Here is a 21582-nt window from a genome sequence, read left to right as displayed (position 1 = left end):
ATCCCCCATTTCACAACCCTTTAGGTAATCAAATGAAATTAAGTCGTAGAAGTTTGTTGCTTAGTGCATTAACGGCTGCCATCGCTTGCTCAACCCATGCCGATGATACTAAGCCATTGCAAACCCTTATCCCTGGCCAAGAAAAACTAAAACTCGAACGCGCCGATAAACAACGCAACGACGGTATGTACTTTGTACGTTTCAAGGAAAGCCCTGTTGCCAGTTATGACGGCTCACTTGCCGGTTATGCGGCGACCAATATTCAGATTAACACCGCAAACAAACAAGCCTCAGGCCTGTTAAACAGCCACTCAAAGGCAAGTCTGCAGTACAAAAGTTATTTGAAGCAGCAGCAAGCAGAGACCAAACAAAGACTCAACAACCTGCTTAAACGTTCGCTCAATCCAACCCATGAATACCAGCTTGTGGTCAATGCCATGGCGGTTGAACTGCGTCCGAGCGAAGCCAGCATGGTTGCAAAAGACCCCAATGTTCTTAGCGTAGAGCCTATCGGCCTGCACTTTATTCAAACTTCAACAGGCCCAGAATTTATTGGCGCTAAACAGGTCTGGCAGGGTGATGCGCAAGTCAGCGCGACTCAAGGTGAAGGCGTCATCGTGGGTATCATGGATTCAGGCATCAATGCCAACCACCCCTCTTTTGCCGAAGTGGGTGCCGATGGATACCGCCACACCAACCCTCTGGGAGAGGGTCAATATTTAGGTGACTGCCAGCAATATAGCCAATTTTGTAATAGCAAACTCATAGGCATCGTCAGTTATCCTGAGCTGATTCAATATCGTCTCGATAGCGCCGATAGCCTGGATAACCCTGAGTATGATGACTTAGAAAATAAGACCCAGGTCGGCTATGACTTCAATGGTCATGGAACACATGTCGCCTCTACGGCAGCAGGCAATATATTACATGACGTCAACTTATACCTGCAGGTGGAAGAGGAAGATGGCACAATCATCGCTCAAAAGAGTGCCTTTGAATTCGACGCGATTAGCGGCGTTGCACCTCACGCAAACCTAGTCTCTTACCAGGTTTGTGACGATGGAGGGGCTTGCTATCCAGAATTTACCCTTAAGGCGATTGAACATGCCATCGAAAATGGCGTACAAGTGCTCAACTATTCAGTGGGAGGCTCGGCAAGAGATCCTTGGTCTTCTATCGACGCCGAAGCCTTCCTCAATGCTCGCCAGGCTGGTATTCACGTGGCCGTCGCGGCGGGTAACGCAGGCCCAACAGCCGGCACCATTGGCGCACCGGGTAACGCCCCTTGGGTAACCACAGTAGCGGCCTATAGCCACGACTTAGCCTTTAAAGAAAAGCAGATAACCGGCATGACCGGCGGCGAGACACCTCCCGGCAACATGAGCGGGTTTGGCGCGACAACAGGGATCACAGGACCTGTTATCTTGGCCTCAAGTGTTAGCGCTGACAACGCACAATGCACCGAACCGTTTGAACCAGGTAGCTTTAACGGTGAAATCGTTGTCTGCGAACGCGGCGTTAACGCCAGGGTCCGCAAAGGGATCAATGTTCAAGCAGGCGGCGCGGGCGGCATGATTTTGATTAACATGCCTGGCGGTGCTGACTCACTCAACCATGACAACCATGTATTACCGGCCATTCATCTCAATGCCGATAACGGTGAGCGTCTGACGCAATGGTTGGCAAGCGGTGAAGGTCATCAGGCGACAATTGAAGCCACAGAGACCACAAGAGATCCAAGTCTTGGCGATATCGCCGGCGTATTTACCTCTCGTGGCCCTAACCTGCCCTACACCAATATCTTCTCGCCACATATTGCCGCGCCAGGGGTAAACATTTATGCTGCCAACGCCGAAGACAGAATCTTTGACGGACAGATTGGCCACATCCCATATGTCAGCTTTTCTGGTACCTCTATGGCCAGTCCTCATGTGGCTGGTGCCTATGCGCTGCTGAAAGCGACTCATCCAACTTGGACACCGGCACAAGCACAGTCGGCCATCATGAGTACCGCCCATCAGACGACCTATAAAGACGATGACTTTGATGGCGTCACCCAGCGTTCGGACTTCTTCGATCAAGGCGCGGGTAGCCTGCGCATCAATAAGGCATTGAAGGCCGGTCTGCTGCTGGATGTTAGCAAGGAGGAGTATCTAGCTGCCAACCCTGAAATAGGAGGCGACCCAACTAATCTTAACACCAGCTCTATGGTGCAAAATCAGTGTATTTCAAACTGCAGCTGGACTCGCACTGTCACCGCGACCCAAAGCAGCAGCTGGACGGCTGAATATGAGTACCTCAACCCAGGTTTCACCCTGGAAGTGACGCCAGCCAGCTTCTCGCTAAATGCTGGTGAATCTCAAGTAATCACTATCAAAGCAACTGCCAACATCAACTTGGTAGATGAATGGGTGCATGGCTATATCAAGCTTAATAATGCTGATGCCAGCATGAGCGACACTCATCTGCAAGCCACCATTGGCTTTAAAGCTGGACAAGTGATCGAAGAGATCGCCGCCGAGCTGAATAATGTCGATAACAGCATACTCATAGAAGATATCTTTACTTCTGGCAGTAATGACCTGCAGAGCCGTGGTTTTGGTCTGTTTAAGGCGCAATCCTACACTGGCAGCGCGATCGGCTCATCTAATGATATCGAACGTAACAGTCCTTATTCTAACCCTGAAGTGATCTTCAGCGTGCCGACTGTGGTCAAGCCCTACACCAAACGCTTGGTAGTTGAGATCACAGACACTACATCGCCTGATATGGATCTCTTTGTCGGTATCGATGAGAACGGTGATGGCATGCCAGATGCCTATGAGATGTTCTATTCCCTGATTTGTCTCAGCGGCGAAGTTGACTCGAAAGAACGTTGTGTCATAGAAAATCCGCCGTCAGGTAACTATTGGGTCTTTGCACATAACTACGAAGGCACAGTAGAAGATGAGGCCGACGAAGTGACCATGGAAATTACCCATGTGAACTATAGCAACCAGGCGAGCTTCGACATCACGGCGCCAAGCCAGGTGGCACAGGATGAGCGCTTTGACATTAGCTTGACCGTTAATGGCTACCTTGACGATAGCCAGACGCTACAGCCACTGGAAGCTGACGCCACCTACTATGGTCTGCTTGAGCTGGGGACGACCCCAGATCTTAAGCGCAATATTGGCGCAACACTGATCAAGGTAAAAGGCTTAACGCCAGTGGAAGTGCCGCTCAATACACCGCCGGTAGTCGCTAACCCTATTGCAGATGTTAAAGCACAACTTAGCACCGCTGGTAGCGCTGTGGTCAACGTCGATCTCAGCCAGGTATTTAGCGACCCAGAGGGAGATGCGCTTACATTGTCGGCTTCAGGCATTGAGGGGATCAGCCTGTCAGAGCAGCAGCTTGAGCTAACCTTCACCGCTAGCGGCACATTCACTCTCGTGGTCACCGCCAGTGACGGCGAGTTTGAGGCGAGCACCCAATTTGTGGTTACTGTAGAAGATGCGCCTTTACCACCAGTCGAGCCACCTAGTGAATCGAGTGGCGGCGGTGCTATTGGCTTATATGCCCTGCTGCCCCTGCTCCTGTTGGGAATACGCCGCAGACAGTACTCATAACAACCAATACTAATAATAACTAATTTCAATCATAGCAATCGCTTAACTTTTTTGGCTAACAGGGACGTTAGCCAAAATTTTTTTACCGAATGTACTTTCCTCAAAGAATTCACTTCAAAAACGATTAAAATCACGACTATACTGAATCATTAGACTCTCCGGCGAGTCGAATCAAGCTGCTGCACTGCGTAGTATCTTTTCGACACTAAGCAGGACAATACAGTGCGCCATAGATTAAGGATAACTAGATGGAAGCAGATCAGGCTCAGTTAGCCACCAAAGGCTGCCAGCAGTGCGTCAACAATCCTCTTCTCGACTTTGATTTCACCATGGCTTTTCAGCCAATCATAGATATTCATAAGCAAGAGATATTTGGCTTTGAAGCCTTAGTGCGCGGCCCAAGTAATGAATCTGCCGCATCTATACTTGCCAAGGTCAATGATGAAAACCGTTACGCCTTCGATCAAACCTGCCGTGTCAAAGCCATCGCCCTCGCAGCAAAGTTAGATTTAGACACTATGCTGAGTATTAACTTTCTGCCCAACGCCATCTATCAACCAGAACGTTGTATCCGCACCACACTGGCCGCCGCCAAGGAATATGGTTTTCCGACAGAAAGAATCATGTTTGAATTTACTGAAGCCGAAAAGATAAAAGACGGCGGACACGTCAAACGCGTGGTGGAATACTACCGAGAACTGGGATTTATCACCGCCATCGATGACTTTGGTGCAGGTTATGCGGGGCTTGGTTTATTGGCCAACTTTCAAACCAATATCATCAAACTGGATATGGAGCTGATTCGTAATGTCCACCAAGACAAGACGCGACAAATCATAGTCACGCACACGCTCAACATCTGCCGCGAGCTCAACATCACCTGCCTAGCAGAGGGCATAGAGACAGTTGATGAAATGCGCTGGCTCAAGACCGCTGGTATCAGTCTGATGCAAGGATACCTGTTTGCTAAGCCCGGTTTCGAGTGCCTGCCAGAGGTCGACTTCTCTATTGGCTAAACCAAGCGTGGGTAATGACCCACGCGCTTTCAATCACAACAAACAGTGTTGGCATGGCGCTTACCTCTTTCGCGCCGCAAAGCTGAACTTTTGCCAATTAGATTGGCATCACAAGCCCTATGTTGTTAGTGTGACCTTAATTTAGGACGACTCACACCAAATAAACGACGGAAATCAGTTATGCCACGCTTACTTTGCATGTTAATCGCCATCATTTCATTCACCATGCCCCTCACCCTGAAGGCAGCCGAAGAGGCCAAAATTGAACCGCCTAAAGCCAACTTGCCACACTCTCAGCAGCCGATATTAGATAAGCCCCTCATAGAGCGCTACATACTCGATGAGCTTAAGACGCTGCGCACCGACCAGCAAGATCTCGAGCGCAGGCTTACGGTGGAGATCACCGACAGGGAATTGGCCGTCGCCGACAAATCTCTTAACTATGCCAATGTGACCGTGACCTATTTCTTCTACATCATCGCGGGGGTTGCGTCGCTCATCGCCTTTATTGGTTGGCAATCCCTTCGGGAGATTAAGACCAATACCGCCAAGCTCGCGGCGGAGCAGTTACAATCCATCACTGAGCAATATGAAGAGAAGTTCAAGGTGCTGGAACAAGACCTTAAGCGTAAGAGCCGAATCATCACCAAGAACAACCGTGAGATCGAGATCATCAACGAGATCCACACGCTATGGCTACACGCCCAGAGCGCTCAGACCCCAGAGCAGAAGATTGCCGTCTATAACGAGATCCTCACCATACGCCCCGGTGACCTTGAGGCCATGACCTACAAAGCCGATGCGGCCATGGAGATGCGCGAATTTAACTGGGCGCTGAGCCTGTGTAACAGGGTACTTGAGGTCGATGGCAGTAACGCTCATGCCCTCTACCAGCGCGCCTGCGCCTTTGCCTGCCTGGGTCAGGAAGATCGCGCCCTGTCGGATCTGGAACAAGCCATCGAAAACAGCGTCAGCTTTAAAGAGGTCGCGGCCAACGAAGCCGACTTTGATAACCTGAGAGACAATCCTAAGTTCGATATTCTGATCTCCACCAGCGAGAGCTAAAACCAGCGGCTAGCGCCGCACCGCCACGGCCACAGAAAAGGGATGAGTGTCCCTTTTCGCCCGCCCCCATAATTAACAGCGCCCATCATTAAAAGTGACCATACTTAAATAAGCCGACACTTAAATAAGCTGGTGCTTAAATAAGCCAAAGGTGAAATGTCCTATCCACGATATGCACGGCAAATATTGTGGTCGCAAATCGGGGGCTAAGATGTCACGTATTATCGCCTATTGTTACGACTACTTGATGCGCGGGCCAGAGCAGGCCTGCCTCATCGACTGGCGCAGGGAATTACTGAGCCAAGTCAGTGGCCGCGTGTTGGAAATTGGTGCCGGCACAGGGGCCAGCCTGCCCCTCTATCCCAAAAAGCAAGAGCTCGAACTGGTACTCACAGAACCCGATAAGGATATGAGAGGTCGACTAGCTGCTGCGATCGCCAAGATGCCAGATTGTCAGATCACTCTGCTCGATTGCCCGGCCGAATCGCTTGCCTGTGACGATGCGAGCTTCGACTGGGTATTTGTTTCCCTGGTCTGCTGCAGTGTCAATGATCTCCCAAGGACGCTAAAGGAGATCTGGCGGGTACTCAAACCCGGCGCTCACCTGCTCTTTCTCGAACATGTCGCTGCTGAGCCGGGCAGCAGGCGGCGACGCTGGCAAGATAGACTGAACTTCATCTGGCGCCGAATTGCCGGTAATTGCCACCTCAACAGAGAGACTGAGGTGCAGCTCCGCCTCGCGGGATTCGAGATAGAGTCCATAAGACGCGAGAGTATGCGTAAGGCGTTCTCCCTTGCCAGACCAACGATTCGCGGTGTCGCACGTAAACCGCAACAGCCTGAACAGCCAAGCTAAATCACCAGGCCCAAATACCAGGCTAAGCCACTAAGCCACTAAGCCACTAAGCCACTAAGCCACTAAGCCACTAAGCCACTAAGCCACTAAGCCACTAAGCCACTAAGCCACTAAGCCAAATACCAAACTAAACCACTAGGCTAAACCACTAAGCCGAACAACCAAGCCAAACCACCAGGCTAAGCCGCCAAGCTATACCGTCAGCTTAATTCCGATGAATACGCACCGCTATGCGCCGGGCTCCGAAGTCTTGCCTAACCTTATCGAAGCGCCCCGGTAAGGGCGCACCACAATGCCTGCAGGCACCAGTCTCATCCAGTGCATATTGCCCCAGCTGATACCAGTCTCGCTCGATCACCCGCCTATGGCAGTTGGCGCAATAGGTAGCATCTGAATCAGGATCATGAACATTGCCGCAATAGACATAATGCAAGCCATGATTCAGGGCGATTTGGCGAGCCCGCTGCAAAGTTGATAGGGGCGTGGCGGGTTTATCTCGCAGCTTAAAGTCGGGATGAAAAGCGCTAAAATGCAGCGGTACATCCGGGCCCAAATTCTCCATCAACCACTGGCACATGGCGTTGAGTTCCTGATCGCTGTCATTCTCCCCCGGGATCAATAAGGTCGTTATCTCAAACCAGACTTGTGTCTCCCGTTTAAGGTAAAGCAAGGTCTCCAGCACAGGTTGCAGCTGGCCATGACAGATCTTGTGATAAAAGCGTTCACTAAAGGCCTTAAGGTCGATATTGGCTGCATCCATATATTGATAAAACTCGGCCCTGGGTGCCTCGCAGATATAGCCAGCACTCACCGCCACGCTTTTGATCCCGAGTTCTTTAGCTGCCTGGGCGGCGTCGATGGCGTACTCCATAAACACCACGGGATCGTTATAGGTAAAGGCGATGCTCTTGCAGCCATGTCGACGAGCCGTGGCCGCTAATTCATCTGGCATGGCAGTGTCACACAAGGTATCCATCTGGCGGGACTTACTCATATCCCAGTTCTGACAAAACTGGCAACTCAGATTACAACCCGCCGTGCCAAAACTCAGCACGCTCGAGCCGGGATAGAAATGATTCAGCGGCTTTTTCTCAATAGGGTCGATACAGAAGCCGGAGGAGCGCCCATAACTGGTGAGCACTATCTCGCCTTGATGGTGCATACGAACAAAGCAGGCACCGCGTTTCCCCTCACGCATAGTGCATTTTCGCGGACAGAGATCGCAGCACACCCGACCATCCGCTAAGGCATGCCAATAGTGGGTGGGAAAGTATGTGGGCGGCGTCGTTAACATGGGTGTTTACCTGTCGTTGACCTACACTAAAAGTATAGTTGACGCCCAGTCTAGGGAAGAGAAGATGAAATACCGACCCGCCGCCGTCGCAGGCCGTTTTTACCCAGCCGATCCCCCGCTGCTGATGCAGCAAATTAATGGTTATTTCAGCGAGCCTCCATGCTGTGACATCATCCCTAAAGCCCTCATCTTACCCCACGCAGGTTATCTCTATTCAGGCGTCGTTGCCGCCAAGGCCCTGACTCTACTAAGAAATCGTCAACAGCCTTACACTCGTATTCTCCTATTAGGCCCCAGCCACTATGTGGGACTCAATGGCTGTGCCCTGCCCCGCAGCGATGCCTTTATCACACCGCTAGGTGAAATTCCTATCGACAAGGCGGGTGTAACACAGCTACTGGCGCAAAGGTTAGCCATAGAGTCAGATACGGCACATCAAAAAGAACATGCATTGGAAGTTCAGCTGCCATTGCTGCAATCTTGCCTGGAAGAGTTTACCCTGCTACCTGTCGTCGTCGGCGCCACCAGCCCCGAAGCTGTGCATCGCTTGCTCAACGAGGTCGCAGACCAAGACACTCTGATCATAGTGAGCAGCGATCTGAGTCACTATCACCCTTATGGCGAAGCCAACCGCATCGATGCCGACACCCGCAGTAACATATTGTCCCTCGACGCCCACCTGAGCCCCGAACAGGCCTGTGGCTGCCATCCCCTCAATGGCCTGCTGGCGTTTGCGAAGAAGGTCAATTGGCAAATAAAATGTGTCACCCATACCAACTCAGGCGATGTTATCGCCCGCAGTGAATCACGCCAACCCAGAGATAATGAAGAGGTGGTCGGCTATGCCAGCTTCGTCCTCTATTGAGCTGAGTCAGGCAGATAAGCGTGAACTGATCCGCATGGTCTGGCAGGTACTGGATCATGCCTTAGCAGGGCGAGGCTTGATCTTACCGTCACCACCCAGCAGTGAAGCCTTGCAACGCCACTGCGCCTGTTTCGTTACCCTTTACCACGGCGGCGAACTAAGAGGCTGTATCGGCACAGTGCAGACCAAGGATCCCCTATGGCGAGTCGCCTGTGAAAACGCCTATGCCAGCGGCTTTAACGACCAAAGGTTTCTGCCGCTCACCCTGGCAGAGCGCGCCGAACTCAGCCTGGATATCGCGATTCTCTCACCGCTCATGCCGATAGAAAACCAGGGCGAACAAGCCCTGCTCGATACACTCAGACCCGACATAGATGGGCTGCTGATGGATGATGGCCGGCGCCGCGCCCTGTTTCTCCCCTCGGTCTGGCGCAGTTTACCCACGCCCAAGGCGTTTGTTACCGCGCTCAAGCAGAAAGGCGGCTGGCCCCCAAATTTTTGGCATGACAGCATCATGCTGCAGAGGTTTACCACCCAAGTCATTTCATCATGACCTTAAATCCGACTTCGGCCAAAATTAGCACTTGGCATAGGCTAGGGGTTAGCATCTGGCTAATTGGTTATTCGGTAAGGGGGCTGAAGGTCATATCTCTATAGCAATCTCCACCTGCCCAGTGGGGGCAGAGACGCATATGACACACTGAAAGCCACTGACCTCAAAGGATAGAGGGAATGCCGAAAAATGTCAGGAACATTTTCGTCCCTGAAACCGAAGGTCACCGACATATCTACACAGTATCCAACTTCACTTCGATTTGACTATATTGATAACAATGAAATCTTTATTTCTAAATGAGATATTTGTTAGTGATGCAGTTCATGGATTATGTCATAGAATCCAGCTAGGCTGATTTACGTTTTAATGGATTAATTTTATGAGGTTCAACAATGATAAAGGCGATGATACTTCTTACCTCCGCGTTTCTACTTGCAGGTTGCAGCTCTACATATCAGCACTCGGCGTTACAGACTCCCACAGCTAAATTAAATCCCGCCAAAGGCGTGCTGATCGCCATGCCCAAAGATGGCTGGTATGGCAACAAAGAATATCGTAACTCAGGCCAGATGACGGCCAATGCTGTCCGCAGCGCCTTCTCCAAATACACCAATAAGGTCATTATCGCGGACAATTGCGTGGGTGACGATTGCCTAAAACAGCTCGATGCTAATCAATTCGGCTATTTTGTAAAACCAATCATTCTTCACTGGGAAGACAGGGCAACCGAATGGTCAGGGATATCAGATACCATAGAGATTCAGCTTGTTGTCTTGGATGCAATGACCAAGCAAGAGATCGCCAACGCCTCATACACAGGCAAGAGCAAATGGGCCAGTTTCGGCGGTGATCATCCTCAAGATCTCCTACCCGAGCCCACCAATGAGTTTGTGAGCAGCCTATATAAATAGGCTGTTGATTGTATGATTTATGATTTAGCGTCAGGCGAGATTGAAGTTTGATAGGTATTTGAAGATCATACCTTCATGGTTATCTATCACCTGCGGTGGGCTTATGTGCAAACCGTTTCGGCATGCTGTGTACCTTTGACCTTCATCGATGCTGGAGAGGCAGTTGAAGGTCACCTCTTCATGGTAATCTATCGCCTGCCCGGCGGGTGCAGTACATGGAAGTACCAATGCCGTGATCACATGGATGTGAAAGAACGACGTATGTGCAGATACGCCTGTGAGACGCCGTGAATAAGTCCCGTTAGGCTCTGCCGAAACATCCCTGTTTCGGAAGCTCACCGACGTATCTACACTCGGTATCTAACGTCTCTTCGATTTGGCGGTATTGGTGTATTTAAGACGTGAAAGCTAACTGATTTTTGCCCCAAAGCTTGCTAGCCTTGTGAAATCGAATGGAAGTAATTCATTTATTTTACTTGAATTTTGTTAATGCCAAGTTACCATCAATAACCCTCTTTACTTGACCGTATGCATATAAATTCGATTCTATTAGCTTGTCTAGAAAATGTTATCAATAAACAGGGTTAACTATAAATTTTCAAGCTGATGGAACTCATGAACTTTATAAGCAAGGATGCAATTATTTAGACGGTGATGTTCATTTTTAATAATCACAATCATTAAAAATGATTCTTTCAACTCTCTTTCCAACAGCACTTACAATATAAATATCCTTGTCATGTTTACTCTCTGTTTTGTATTTAGACAAGATGACTAATTCATTCTCAGTCACCTTTACTTGCACTTCAATATCCGAAATGCTGGTTCTAAGAGAGTTTTTACTTTCAGTCACTGTATTAAATTCTAAATTTTTATCAAGAGAAGATTTAACACATTCTATGTCTAGAACAACATTTTTAATAATCTTTGAGGTATATGATTCCGAGTATGATTCATACTCATAGTTACACCCTGAAAATAAAATAATAAAAATGGTATATACAAGTATATTTTTCACTAGCCATCCAAATTGATAAAATTAAAATTCATTTTTACGTGTTTAATTAACGAGTGATTGTAAGATTAAAATAATCACTTCATGTTTTACTATAAGGTTTAATTGTTAGTAATTTATTGAACCATCTAAACCGATTATTAAATCATATCTTGAAGCTAAAAATTAATTCAATTTCATCATCAAGTCTTCTACCCGTTGGTATAAATCCGAGCTTTTGGTAAATATGGAGAGCATTCCCTTCCTCTTTATCCATTGTTGTCAGGGACACGCCTTGTAAACCGATAATGGAAGCGTATCGCTTACTAAAGTTAATCGCTTGATTTCCCAATCCCTTTCCTTGAAAACGATGGTCAATCATGACGCGCCACACGTACAAATGATCCTTTTGAAAGTGATCATCGAACTTGTCGAGTAGTCTTGGATCGATAAGAGAGATGAGCCCTGCTGGCTTGTCGTCTAAATAAATGCCGTAACTGACGCTATCGTCGTTGAAACTCGCCTCTGCAAGCCATTCTGCGTTATTAGCAATGAGATGTTTTTGGGACCCTTCCACAGAGAGGTCGATAATGTCATCGATGGTGTTACCGTTTATTTTTAAAAAGCTAACGTTATTCATGGTCATCTCCCTTGGATAGGTATTTATCTAAAACTATTTGCGCAATATAAAGATCTTGATAGGCAATTCCTGAGCTATCAAAAATAGTAATGTCGTTTTTGTTCCTTTCTTTTAATTGAAGCTTGTCACCGATCTGATAGATCTCTTTATCTGGCGCATGCTGGAACTCACCAATCGTTTTGGACTGAGATAAATAATCACAATAGAGGGTGGCGTTCTCAAATAGCGATGGTGGAAGTTCCTGTTTTCCTATTTTATCTGCTCCCATTGCAGAAATATGAGTTCCAGGTTTTACCCATGAAGATTCAAACAAAGGAGCGGTGGACGCTGTAACGGTAACAATAATATCTGCGCTTTCACAGGCTTCTTGAGCGGATTTGATGTCTGTTGTTAACCCTTCTTTGCTTAGCTCTTTCGCTAGTTGGTTGGCGTTAGTCTGATTTCTACCAACAATCAGGACTTTAGATAGATTCCTAACTTTTGAAATGGCAAGCGCTTCGTATTTAGCTTGATGACCTGTGCCAAATAACGCGAGTACAGATGAATCTTGTCTCGCCAGTAGATCAACAGCGATGGCATCAGCTGCTGCAGTTCGGTAGGCATTGACCAAACTTGCTGACAAAATGGCTTTCATTTCCCCCGTATCCGGTGAAAGAAGAAAGATATGAGTACCATGGTTCGGTCGCCCAAACTGATTATTGCAAGGCCAATAGCTTCCCATTTTCCAACCAAGTAATTGATTTGTGCATGCTGATTTGAGTGAAAACATTGAGCCTTCGATCGGGCCTGATGCGTTAACGACCGGAAATATTGATGAGTGCTGATCTTGTACTGAAGAAAATGCCGCTTTGACCGCTTTGTATGCCAGCTCGTGAGAAATTAACGCTGCTGTCGTTTTTTCATCTAGATAAATCATGTTTACCACCCTGAAACACGTTGCCATTGCTCAATTTGACCCTCGACCAAGTCAAAGACATAGTATTTACTGTGCATAGCGCTTGTAGAGCATGCATGATTTGGGACGATGTGTACTCTAGAACCAATGGGAAAACATTCGAAGTCGATCTCGCTTCCAGAAGCCGCTTCGAGTATGCCGTGCTCTTGATTTACCTGCACTACTTTCAGTATTTGACTCTCTTGGCCATTCGGTTGGAGAACCACGCCATAACATTGTTCGTCATGACCTTTATCTAAAGAAAGAGCCATCCATCCAGCATCAACAAATATTTGCCCCCTCGATTTGTTGTGTCCAATAACACTACTTACTACTGAGATTGCGATATCGTTTAAAGTACACACTCCAAGCCGATGCATCACTAAGTCAAACAATGAATAGACGCCAGCTCTGACTTCTGTGATTCCACTTGTGTTTGTGTATGAGCATGCCGTCGGGGTAGACCCCACGCTGACTATTTCGCAGTAAATCCCAACCGACTCGAGGCGTTTCGCCGCAAGTTGTGCAGTCGCTACTTCATTACTGGCGGATTGGTTTAACGCTTCTCGAGACTTACAGTGGTAAGACTCACCTGCGTGGAGCATCACCCCTTTAAAATTGCCCAACCCCTTATCTAAGCTCTTAGCCATTGCAATCAGGGCTTCGGAATCTGCACTTACTCCACCTCGGTGTCCGTCGCAATCAATCTCTATCAGGCAGCTAATAACACACCCACGTTCTTGACAGTAGGTGTTAACGAAATCGACTTGTTCCATGCTATCAAGTAAAACCACAATACTCATACCACGTTTGAGTAGCAGTTCGACTCGCAATAGCTTTTCTTTTGATATGCCAACAGCATAGAGAATGTCTTTACAACCATAACTGGCAAGCTGTTCTGCTTCTTCAAGGGTGGATACAGTGATTGGATCCTCTATAGAGTCAATTAAGTACGGAAGCGCATCTAACGATTTTACGGTCTTAAAGTGGGGCCTTAGTGGTGTGTCTAGTTTCGACATATGGCTGCGCATTTGAGCAAGGTTGCTCAAAAATTTTTGTTTATCCAAATAGAGAAATGGTGTGCCGATAGCATTGTATTTTTTTTCTAAATCAGGGTGTTCCGTATGCTTAATCATTTCATTTACCTAAACTTGCAAAGTGAAATTAACTATTGATGAAATGATTATGAAGTAGGAAGAAGTTGAATTATATTAACAAAAATCTACTTATACATTAGGTTGGAAGTTAATGTTAACGACAGAAGATATTCGATTTCTTGTGGTAGTTTCTAACCATAGAACATTGGCTGATGCGGCTCGTACGCTCAATATAACGCCGCCATCAGTCACTCAGCGTATTCAACATATCGAAAAGAAGCTATCGCTTAAGTTACTTCAACGGCCTTCGCGAGTGGTTAGCTTAACAGAAGAAGGGCGCGTTTTAGTTGATACTGGTATTTCGATCCTTGAAGATTTGGACGAGCTCACCGATAAACTCAATGAAAGCAGAGGGGATGTCAGTGGTTGTCTAAGAGTATTGGCGCCCCTTGGCTTTGGCAACGATGTGATAGCCCCTTTATTAGGTGAGTATAAAAAAGCTCATCCTCGCCTAGAGGTGGAGCTAGAGTTATCAGATAAGCCAAACTGGGCCAACCATCATAAATGGGACATTATCATCTACATTGGTCACCTGGCGGATTCCAGCCTTAAGATGGTGAGTTTAGCCCCAAACAAGCGCTTTGTTTGCGCTTCGCCCGAGTATTTATCACGTTATGGGCAGCCTGAAACTCCGCAAGATCTTAAGAAGCATCAATGTATTGCGTTGAGAGAAAATAATGAAGATGTCACGTTGTGGAGCTTTACTCATACAGTCTCAGGATCCATAGAAAATGTTCGAATTCGTCCTTCACTTGCAAGTAATGAGGGCAGAGTAATTAAAGACTGGGCCTTAAGAGACTTAGGGATTATCATGCGATCTGAATGGGATATTCAATCACAGATTGATAGTGGTAAATTAGTGCGATTATTGCCAGATTATGAGCTTCCAAATGCCGATATTGTTGCCCTCGTGAGTTCTGCTGCGCATGAGAGGTCAGCGCGAGTCACTGGCTTTTTATCACTATTAAAAGATCAATGCCAAAAAGCGCCGTGGTTAAGTTGATAGTATGTTGTTACCAGAGGTGTGCTAGCGCCGATCATGGCAAACACACCTTTGCCCCATTACTTGTTTCGCATGACTGAACTAGCTCTGCTTGGTATTGGCCTGTTGACCCAATTTTAGTAATGCTAGAAAGTGTCTTCGATATCAGTGGCGATTCACAGACAATTTAATAAGAAGACTATATGAATTCATATTGCAGCTTTCTCGTAGCTAATCCCTATCACCTCAGTTCGTTGAAATCATTAAATTCAATAGATGATTGGAGCTTAGAAATGAACTCTGACCCGTCAGGGCGATATTGGTTTTCATCTACGGGAGTTATTCACCAAATATCTCACCCTTCGGCATTGGGTTCTCAATTGGCTGATGATATTCCTGGCAAATTAATGGTATTTAAAGCTGATGAGATAACTGCTAATAATATCATCCAACTTATTTGTGCATCTTATGATGTATTAGAAGGAAACCCTACAGATCGAATAGGGTTACGATCTGCTTTCGAAATTCCTTGTGATGTGGAGAAACAGAGGTCTCTTTTTTGTAATGTATTTCAAACTCATGGCTACTTTGAAAAGTTTGTCCATAGACCTGAACTACCAGTGGCGATACACATTGCTACGAAGGCATGGCGCGATAAATCTCTGATTTATGCAATTCATAAGTTAGCACGAAGTCTAGCTATTGATTGCATAACTTGGTGGTCAGCAGCTCCTATGTACGGGCAGGTATTTGAAAAATCTTCTGAATATTACTCTGAACATGTCAGTACGTCTGTAGCGATAAATCTAGCATTCTCTGCAATCGAAGAACTTCAGCTTCAAATTAAGTCTAGCAGCGAGAAAAAACGGTTTATAGATAATAAAGCTGGATTTTGGAATCCAGAAGTTCTTAAAGATATAAAATGCAGATTACATGAGTCTGGAATTGATCCTGAGCAAAAGGTTAGATGGATTCTCAGAGGTGATGAATCACCCGCTGAAAATAATGTCAAACCCAGACTAGGTAATCTGATTGATGAACATAATGTAGCTATTCGAGATATAGAGCTCAATCTTCCAGATGCTATACACTACTGTAGTTATATTCGAAATTTCATGACTGCTCATAAATTTAGTGAAAACTCGTCATTTTTAGGACCATATGACGTTCATAATGTGCAGTGCGTTGCTCGACGGTTGATTCTGTCAAAGTGTGGAATGTGGAATGTGGGGGTTCATGACCTTCTTTAATAAGAGATTCATGGCACCATATTTTCACCTATTCTTAGCGTTTTCAATATATATTTTAATCCAAAACTTACCTTCTTACGTTGAAGGTATAACACGGATTTGTCCAAAAACAATTTAGCTTTTGATTGTCTGAGTGATACAAGTAAGGGCAAATCGAAGAAATGGAAAACCGGGTGTAGATACGCTGGTGAGCTTCCGAAACAGGGATGTTTCGGCAGAGCCTACAGGATGTATTCACGGCGTCTCACCAGCGTATCTGCACATGAGCCTGCGGCAGGCAATAGATTAAAAATACGGCTAACGCTATAGCAAGGGTATTAAATTTCTACCCCACCAGATTAATGATTTCCAGTGCATTGCAACCTTGATGCTATCAGCATTTAACCTCCCGCAAGCAATTAACATCAGTTACGGCTAACGCTAAAACAAGGGTAATGAATTTCAACTAAATACAAAGAGTAAACACCAAGAAAGTTACCCCTTTAACGTAAAAAAGGGCCTAGATTCTCATCTAAACCCTTTTAACCTTAACGCTAACTAGATAGCATCCAACCAGCGCCTCCACTAATCGCTAGAATTAGTGAACAATCTCCATTTCCGCCAACAGGTTATCGGCGTTATCCAGATACTTCATCACCCATAGCATATAGCGGCTATCTACCTGGATAGAGCGGTTGGTGTCGGTATCGTAACCCCAGTCGCCGATGATAGATTCATAGACGCCGTCAAACAGCAGACCGACAAGCTCGGCGCGGCCGTTTAGGGTTGGTGAACCTGAATTACCACCTGTGGTATCCAGCGTTGACAGGAAGTTCACCGGCACAGAGTCAATAGACTTCATATAGTAGTCGCCATATTGCTTCTGCTTAATCAGCTCAAGCTGCTTCTTAGGCGCATCGAACGGCTCTTCACCCGTGTCTTTAGCCAGTATGCCTTCAAGGCGAGTGAATGGTACGGCCTGCAGACCATCTTGCGGCGAGTAGCCCTTCACGTGCCCCACGGTAACACGCAGGCTAGAGTTAGCATCGGCGTAGACAGGATTACCCAGCTCCTTGTTATAGGCGATGATGGCATCCATATATTGAGGACGCACCTTCATCAGCTTGCCATACAGCTCCTTCTCTTTCTTTTCCTGGGCCATATCTGTGTCATACATGGCGACAGCAAACTGAATGAAAGGATCTTTAGACGCCTTGAAGTCGGCCACTGACTTATCCATCCAGGCTAAACGAGTCTCTTTGTCGCCTAGCTGAGTCTTGGCGTACATCTTGTCTAACGTCTTGCTAAGCTTAGCGGCGTCAAACTTCTTGCCTATGCCAAAGGCTTTGTCCAGCGCAGGGATACGCTCTTCGCTAGGCAAGTTGGCGTAACGCGTCAGCAGATCCAGCACTACGGCCTTATCGACACTCGGCGCATAACGACGGTCGATACGCTCAAGACCTGACTTGAAACGAGTCATGTCGCGCTCCTGGTAACCTGGCTCGCGGGCCATGTCATCAAGCTGCTTCTCATTCGCCAGACGGTAGAGGCTACGTGCAGTCGGCAACATGGTGGTGTAGCCGATATAGCCTAAGATGATGTCGCGGGCCTGATGCTCCTGGCTCTCTTTGATCAGCTTGTCCAGCTCGGCCAAAGTCTCACCATATTTGGCCTGACGCTGGCTGTCTTTATTGATCCAAGTGGTCAGAGCCGCCTCGCGAGCCTTGCGATCTTCGAGCATGGTCGACTTACCATAGAACTCGATCATCGAAGTGAAGTTCTTAGCATAGTTAGCCAGACCGGCGATTAAGCTCTCATACTTGATACGCTCGTCGCTGCCCTCGGGCGCGGTTTCTTTGATGATCTCGATAAAGCGTTCACGCAGCATCTTGCCTTCTGGGTAAGCCCACTCGAACTGGTTTTCCACTTCGTTGGCGGTGCGGTAACGGTTGGTGCGACCCGGATAACCGGCCACCATCACGAAATCGCCATCGCTCACGCCCTTGGCCGATACCTTAAGGAAGCTCTTTGGCTCGTAAGGCACGTTGTCTTTACTGAAATCTGCTGGCTTGCCATCTTTGGCGACATAGCCACGATAGAAGGAGAAGTCACCAGTGTGGCGTGGCCACATCCAGTTATCGATATCACCGCCGTACTTACCTACGCTGGCCGCTGGGTTATATACCAGGCGCACATCGCGGATCTCAAGCTGCTTAACCAGGTAATATTCCAAGCCGCCGTGGAAGCTGTATACCTGACAACGGTAGCCGCCACCGGCCTCACACTGAGCAACCAGTTGCTTCTCTTTGGCCTCGATACCTTGATAAAAGTCGTTACCGACCTTGTTTTCCAGGCCCGCTTTCACCTTGTCGGTCACATTAGTCACTTCCTCGGTGACATAGATTCGCGAACCAGGGGTAGCGGGTAGCTCTTCACTGTAACTCTTGGCCAGAAAACCATCTTTAAGCAGGTTATTCTCTGGGGTCGAATTGTATTGAATTGAGCCGTAGGCACAGTGATGGTTAGTGACCACCAATCCCTTTGGCGATACGAAAGACGCGGTACAGCCACCCAGGCTGATCACGGCGTTCATAGGAAATTCGGTGAGTTTAGAGATAGATTTGGCGTCGATTTCCAGCCCTTTGGCTTTCAGCTCATCAGCCATGGCGGGCAGTTGATATGGCTGCCACATTCCCTCATCGGCTTGTGCGCCGAAAGCAGCAGCGAACGCCACTGTTACGAGTAACTTTTTCATTTGCTAAGTCCGTTTTATCGTTATAAAAATTTTTATAATACCCATTGGCTTTTTGAGTATTCAGCGCAATGAAGACTCAAAAAGCCCTACAAAAAAGTCGGGCAATCGCCCGACTTTATCATAAATTGCTGAGTGACAAACAGCTTAGCAAAAAAGCTAAAAAGTAAGCAGTTATTTCCGGCTAGGGGAACACCTTAGCGTTTACCACTTTATTCAGGCGAATTTTACAGCGCAACCCAAAGCTGAGCGGCAATAATCACCAGTCCCACTAAGGCTGATGCCCCTAGGGCAAAATTACCGCCACCGACCTGGTAACCACCCAGGTTTTGTTTACGCTGCCCCAGCGCCATAGCGATAGGCAAGAAGATGATCATCACCACCAATGGCAAAGCGGCAAAACCTAGCACCTTAATAAATCCATCTGGGTAGTAAAGTGCACACAGCAGCGGAGGCACAAAGGTGACCAGCCAGGTTTGTACGCGACCTAAGAGGTTATCTCTGGCACGAGTCAGCTCGGCAATATAATCAAACAGGCTCATGGTCACCCCAAGGAAAGAGGTGATCAGCGCCAGATTGGCAAACAGATCGATACACTGACGCAAAATGTCTGAGTGAGCAATCGCCTGCAGCGCCGACACTAACTTAGGTAGTGACCCCTCGAAACCGTGCACTGTTGCCCCGCCTACTGTACCTAAGGTCACCATCAACCAAAGGATATAACAGAGCAGTGGAATACTAGAACCTATCATGAGCACCTTGCGCAGTGACATGGCATCGCCATCTAAGTAACGCACAATAGTGGCGATACAGACATGGAAACCGAAAGAGGTAAAGACCACAGGGATCGCCGCCAACCAAAGGTTACCCAGCTCGCCCTTAGAGACGATTTCGGCAGAGGATTCACGCAGAATATAAGTTGGGCTTACCTCGGGCAGCAAAAACAGCACCACGATAACAAACAGTGCCACCATGGCTGTAAACAGCACCCGTGAGACTTTGTCGATCCAAGACACACCAATGGCAATAAAACCACCGAAAATCAAGGTAAAGAGTAACACTGCCGCCTCATGACTCACCTTGATCCCCAGAGGTTCAAAGCGCGACTCTAACAGGGAAGATCCCCCCATCAGGTAAACCATGGTCAGAGCAAACAGCAGGCTGAGGAAGGAGCCCCCCTGGATCAGCTGTCCAACCTTGCCGAGTGTCTTGCCCGTGATGGCGTGAACATTAAGCCCTACCCCAGCACGTAAGTTAATCTCTAACATCAGCAGCGAGGTATAAATAGATACCCCCCAAATCACCACCAATAGCAGTAAGGCTGGTATTGTCCCCAATGAAGCGGTAGCCAGAGGCAATGCCAACATGCCTCCCCCAATTGCGGTGCCCGCAACGATGGCAATAGAGCCAAGCATTTTTAAGTTCACAAAATTGTCCTGTCTTTTTTAATTTTCTCTTTTTGGAAGGTCAGATTTAGAACGGCTGCGAAGGCGGGAATTAGTCATAAAACACACTAAGCGATAGCCTCCTAACCGAACTATGGAACTCTGTCCTAGTACGCGTTGGGTTGGCCTCAACAGCTTAGCTATACACTATCTTCCGATTTAACTAAGCCCCTGAGGCTGTCTAAATCGGTAACAATATCGATAGGTTTGTTTAATCACTACCTTTACTCTATAAATTTGACTGTTTGGCACATTAACAGAGGCGTTGCCAGCGCACAAGGTATCGCGCGGGATTGGGCGCAAGATTACACAAAGGCGCAAAAAGCGCGAAACAACTTGTCTACAGCGTAATCATTGCGCATAAAAATTGCTCATTGGTACTCACCAGCTTGCGCCTCAAACGGATTTGGGTATAATTGCCGCCACTGCTTCAGGGGAGTAGCTAACAAGGCGAGCAATTGCCTTGAGTGAGTGTCAACATACTTGGCCACATGCCATGGTACTCACGGTAAGGGGGAACACCTTTTACTTTGCAAGACCTGAGCACGGTTACCGTTCATTCATTAGGGGGCGGCGGATCGTGCTTGGATTTTTTGCCCCCTTAGGAACTATGATGGAAGCTTTACTCGCCTCAACCTTCACCGTCGCTATTGCCGAGATCGGTGACAAGACTCAGCTGCTGGCACTCATACTCGCCGCACGCTTTAGAAATAAAACCGCCATTATCTTAGGGATCTCTCTCTCGACCCTGGCAAACCATTTCGCCGCCGCCTGGTTAGGCCAATGGGCCATCAACTGGATAAGCCCAGAAGTCGCCACCTATATTGTCGCTTTCTCCTTCTTTGCTATCGCCCTCTGGGTACTGGTACCGGATAAAGTTGATGCCGAAGAGAGTCGTTTTTATAAGATGGGTCCCTTTGTCGCGACCTTTATTCTCTTCTTCCTCGCCGAGATGGGCGACAAGACTCAGGTTGCCACAGTGGTTCTATCGGCCAAGTATGACGCCTTAGCCCTAGTCGTGTTAGGTACCACCCTGGGCATGATGATTGCCAACGTGCCCGTCGTCCTTGCCGGTCACTTCAGCGCCGAGAAACTGCCGATGACATGGATCCACCGTGGTTGCGCCGCCCTGTTTGCCCTGCTGGGTGTCGCAACCCTGATCTATTAAACCAAGGTTCTATTAAACCAAGGCCCTGACTCGAAAATCAGATTAAGCCTTAACAAAAAAGCCAGTGACTCAAGTCACTGGCTTTGTTCTACAGGTTACTTATTTAC

Annotated in this window: 17 protein-coding genes; 10 read left to right on the top strand and 7 right to left on the bottom strand. The window is 47.6% G+C overall.

The features are described 5' to 3' along the window. Window positions 1-32: 32 nt before the first annotated feature. From L2712_RS02225 to L2712_RS02210, 4 genes are all read left to right on the top strand, one after another. Entirely contained in the window at window positions 33-3611 is a 3579-nt protein-coding gene (locus L2712_RS02225) for a S8 family serine peptidase (protein WP_248976769.1), read from the top strand. A gap of 248 nt (window positions 3612-3859) precedes the next feature. Continuing rightward, entirely contained in the window at window positions 3860-4627 is a 768-nt protein-coding gene (locus L2712_RS02220; RefSeq protein WP_248976768.1) for an EAL domain-containing protein, read from the top strand. Window positions 4628-4807: 180 nt separating this feature from the next. Continuing rightward, a complete protein-coding gene (locus tag L2712_RS02215; protein WP_248976767.1) occupies window positions 4808-5692 on the top strand; it encodes a tetratricopeptide repeat protein in 885 nt (294 codons plus the stop codon). Window positions 5693-5903: 211 nt separating this feature from the next. Further along, window positions 5904-6548 (top strand): class I SAM-dependent methyltransferase, encoded by a 645-nt coding sequence (locus tag L2712_RS02210; protein ID WP_248976766.1) that lies wholly within the window; start codon window positions 5904-5906, stop codon window positions 6546-6548. Between the two features lie 205 nt (window positions 6549-6753). Here L2712_RS02210 and amrS read toward each other — a convergent pair whose 3' ends face one another. Then, window positions 6754-7842, bottom strand: a complete 1089-nt coding sequence (amrS, locus tag L2712_RS02205; RefSeq protein WP_248976765.1) for an AmmeMemoRadiSam system radical SAM enzyme — start codon at window positions 7840-7842, stop codon at window positions 6754-6756. Between the two features lie 64 nt (window positions 7843-7906). Between amrS and amrB the strand changes: the two genes are divergently transcribed. The 3 genes from amrB (at window position 7907) to L2712_RS02190 (ending at window position 10174) form a co-directional block, all read left to right on the top strand. Beyond that, window positions 7907-8707: an AmmeMemoRadiSam system protein B gene (gene amrB, locus L2712_RS02200; protein ID WP_248976764.1), complete on the top strand. Its 801-nt coding sequence runs from the start codon at window positions 7907-7909 to the stop codon at window positions 8705-8707. Then, window positions 8685-9260, top strand: a complete 576-nt coding sequence (gene amrA / locus L2712_RS02195) for an AmmeMemoRadiSam system protein A (RefSeq protein ID WP_248976763.1) — start codon at window positions 8685-8687, stop codon at window positions 9258-9260. Before amrB ends, amrA begins: the two co-directional genes overlap by 23 nt. A gap of 407 nt (window positions 9261-9667) precedes the next feature. Beyond that, window positions 9668-10174 (top strand): DUF4823 domain-containing protein, encoded by a 507-nt coding sequence (locus L2712_RS02190; RefSeq protein WP_232479448.1) that lies wholly within the window; start codon window positions 9668-9670, stop codon window positions 10172-10174. Window positions 10175-10838: 664 nt separating this feature from the next. Here L2712_RS02190 and L2712_RS02185 read toward each other — a convergent pair. From L2712_RS02185 to L2712_RS02170, 4 genes are all read right to left on the bottom strand, one after another. Continuing rightward, on the bottom strand, window positions 10839-11192 hold the full coding sequence (locus L2712_RS02185) for a hypothetical protein (protein ID WP_248976762.1): 354 nt from the start codon (window positions 11190-11192) through the stop codon (window positions 10839-10841). A 142-nt stretch (window positions 11193-11334) separates the two neighbouring features. After that, window positions 11335-11808, bottom strand: a complete 474-nt coding sequence (locus L2712_RS02180; protein WP_248976761.1) for a GNAT family N-acetyltransferase — start codon at window positions 11806-11808, stop codon at window positions 11335-11337. Further along, window positions 11801-12724, bottom strand: coding sequence for an ornithine cyclodeaminase family protein (locus L2712_RS02175; protein WP_017066871.1), 924 nt, complete (start codon window positions 12722-12724; stop codon window positions 11801-11803). Before L2712_RS02175 ends, L2712_RS02180 begins: the two co-directional genes overlap by 8 nt. A gap of 2 nt (window positions 12725-12726) precedes the next feature. Continuing rightward, complete coding sequence (locus tag L2712_RS02170; RefSeq protein WP_248976760.1) at window positions 12727-13878, bottom strand: alanine racemase; 1152 nt, start codon at window positions 13876-13878, stop codon at window positions 12727-12729. A 112-nt stretch (window positions 13879-13990) separates the two neighbouring features. Here L2712_RS02170 and L2712_RS02165 point away from each other — a divergent pair, with 112 nt between their 5' ends. Both L2712_RS02165 and L2712_RS02160 read left to right on the top strand, forming a co-directional pair. Beyond that, window positions 13991-14902 (top strand): LysR family transcriptional regulator, encoded by a 912-nt coding sequence (locus L2712_RS02165; RefSeq protein ID WP_074546113.1) that lies wholly within the window; start codon window positions 13991-13993, stop codon window positions 14900-14902. A 272-nt stretch (window positions 14903-15174) separates the two neighbouring features. Then, window positions 15175-16131: a hypothetical protein gene (locus L2712_RS02160; protein ID WP_248976759.1), complete on the top strand. Its 957-nt coding sequence runs from the start codon at window positions 15175-15177 to the stop codon at window positions 16129-16131. A 577-nt stretch (window positions 16132-16708) separates the two neighbouring features. Here L2712_RS02160 and L2712_RS02155 read toward each other — a convergent pair. After that, window positions 16709-18865 (bottom strand): S46 family peptidase, encoded by a 2157-nt coding sequence (locus L2712_RS02155; protein ID WP_033540608.1) that lies wholly within the window; start codon window positions 18863-18865, stop codon window positions 16709-16711. Between the two features lie 224 nt (window positions 18866-19089). Beyond that, complete coding sequence (locus L2712_RS02150) at window positions 19090-20289, bottom strand: amino acid permease (protein WP_033540609.1); 1200 nt, start codon at window positions 20287-20289, stop codon at window positions 19090-19092. A 631-nt stretch (window positions 20290-20920) separates the two neighbouring features. On the opposite strand from L2712_RS02150, the gene L2712_RS02145 reads away from it, so the two are divergent. Next, on the top strand, window positions 20921-21475 hold the full coding sequence (locus L2712_RS02145; protein WP_248976758.1) for a TMEM165/GDT1 family protein: 555 nt from the start codon (window positions 20921-20923) through the stop codon (window positions 21473-21475). Window positions 21476-21582: the final 107 nt, after the last annotated feature.

Source organism: Shewanella marisflavi, from assembly GCF_023283925.1.
Lineage (GTDB): Bacteria > Pseudomonadota > Gammaproteobacteria > Enterobacterales > Shewanellaceae > Shewanella > Shewanella marisflavi.
This window is presented reverse-complemented; position numbering and strand designations above follow the sequence as displayed.

What these genes read in the sequence shown, in the direction of transcription:
- L2712_RS02225 (WP_248976769.1), top strand. Translation starts at nt 33, where the DNA reads ATGAAATTAAGTCGTAGAAGTTTGTTGCTTAGTGCATTAACGGCTGCC.
- L2712_RS02220 (WP_248976768.1), top strand. Translation starts at nt 3,860, where the DNA reads ATGGAAGCAGATCAGGCTCAGTTAGCCACCAAAGGCTGCCAGCAGTGC.
- L2712_RS02215 (WP_248976767.1), top strand. Translation starts at nt 4,808, where the DNA reads ATGCCACGCTTACTTTGCATGTTAATCGCCATCATTTCATTCACCATG.
- L2712_RS02210 (WP_248976766.1), top strand. Translation starts at nt 5,904, where the DNA reads ATGTCACGTATTATCGCCTATTGTTACGACTACTTGATGCGCGGGCCA.
- amrS (WP_248976765.1), bottom strand. Translation starts at nt 7,842, where the DNA reads ATGTTAACGACGCCGCCCACATACTTTCCCACCCACTATTGGCATGCC.
- amrB (WP_248976764.1), top strand. Translation starts at nt 7,907, where the DNA reads ATGAAATACCGACCCGCCGCCGTCGCAGGCCGTTTTTACCCAGCCGAT.
- amrA (WP_248976763.1), top strand. Translation starts at nt 8,685, where the DNA reads ATGCCAGCTTCGTCCTCTATTGAGCTGAGTCAGGCAGATAAGCGTGAA.
- L2712_RS02190 (WP_232479448.1), top strand. Translation starts at nt 9,668, where the DNA reads ATGATACTTCTTACCTCCGCGTTTCTACTTGCAGGTTGCAGCTCTACA.
- L2712_RS02180 (WP_248976761.1), bottom strand. Translation starts at nt 11,808, where the DNA reads ATGAATAACGTTAGCTTTTTAAAAATAAACGGTAACACCATCGATGAC.
- L2712_RS02175 (WP_017066871.1), bottom strand. Translation starts at nt 12,724, where the DNA reads ATGATTTATCTAGATGAAAAAACGACAGCAGCGTTAATTTCTCACGAG.
- L2712_RS02170 (WP_248976760.1), bottom strand. Translation starts at nt 13,878, where the DNA reads ATGATTAAGCATACGGAACACCCTGATTTAGAAAAAAAATACAATGCT.
- L2712_RS02165 (WP_074546113.1), top strand. Translation starts at nt 13,991, where the DNA reads ATGTTAACGACAGAAGATATTCGATTTCTTGTGGTAGTTTCTAACCAT.
- L2712_RS02160 (WP_248976759.1), top strand. Translation starts at nt 15,175, where the DNA reads ATGAACTCTGACCCGTCAGGGCGATATTGGTTTTCATCTACGGGAGTT.
- L2712_RS02155 (WP_033540608.1), bottom strand. Translation starts at nt 18,865, where the DNA reads ATGAAAAAGTTACTCGTAACAGTGGCGTTCGCTGCTGCTTTCGGCGCA.
- L2712_RS02145 (WP_248976758.1), top strand. Translation starts at nt 20,921, where the DNA reads ATGGAAGCTTTACTCGCCTCAACCTTCACCGTCGCTATTGCCGAGATC.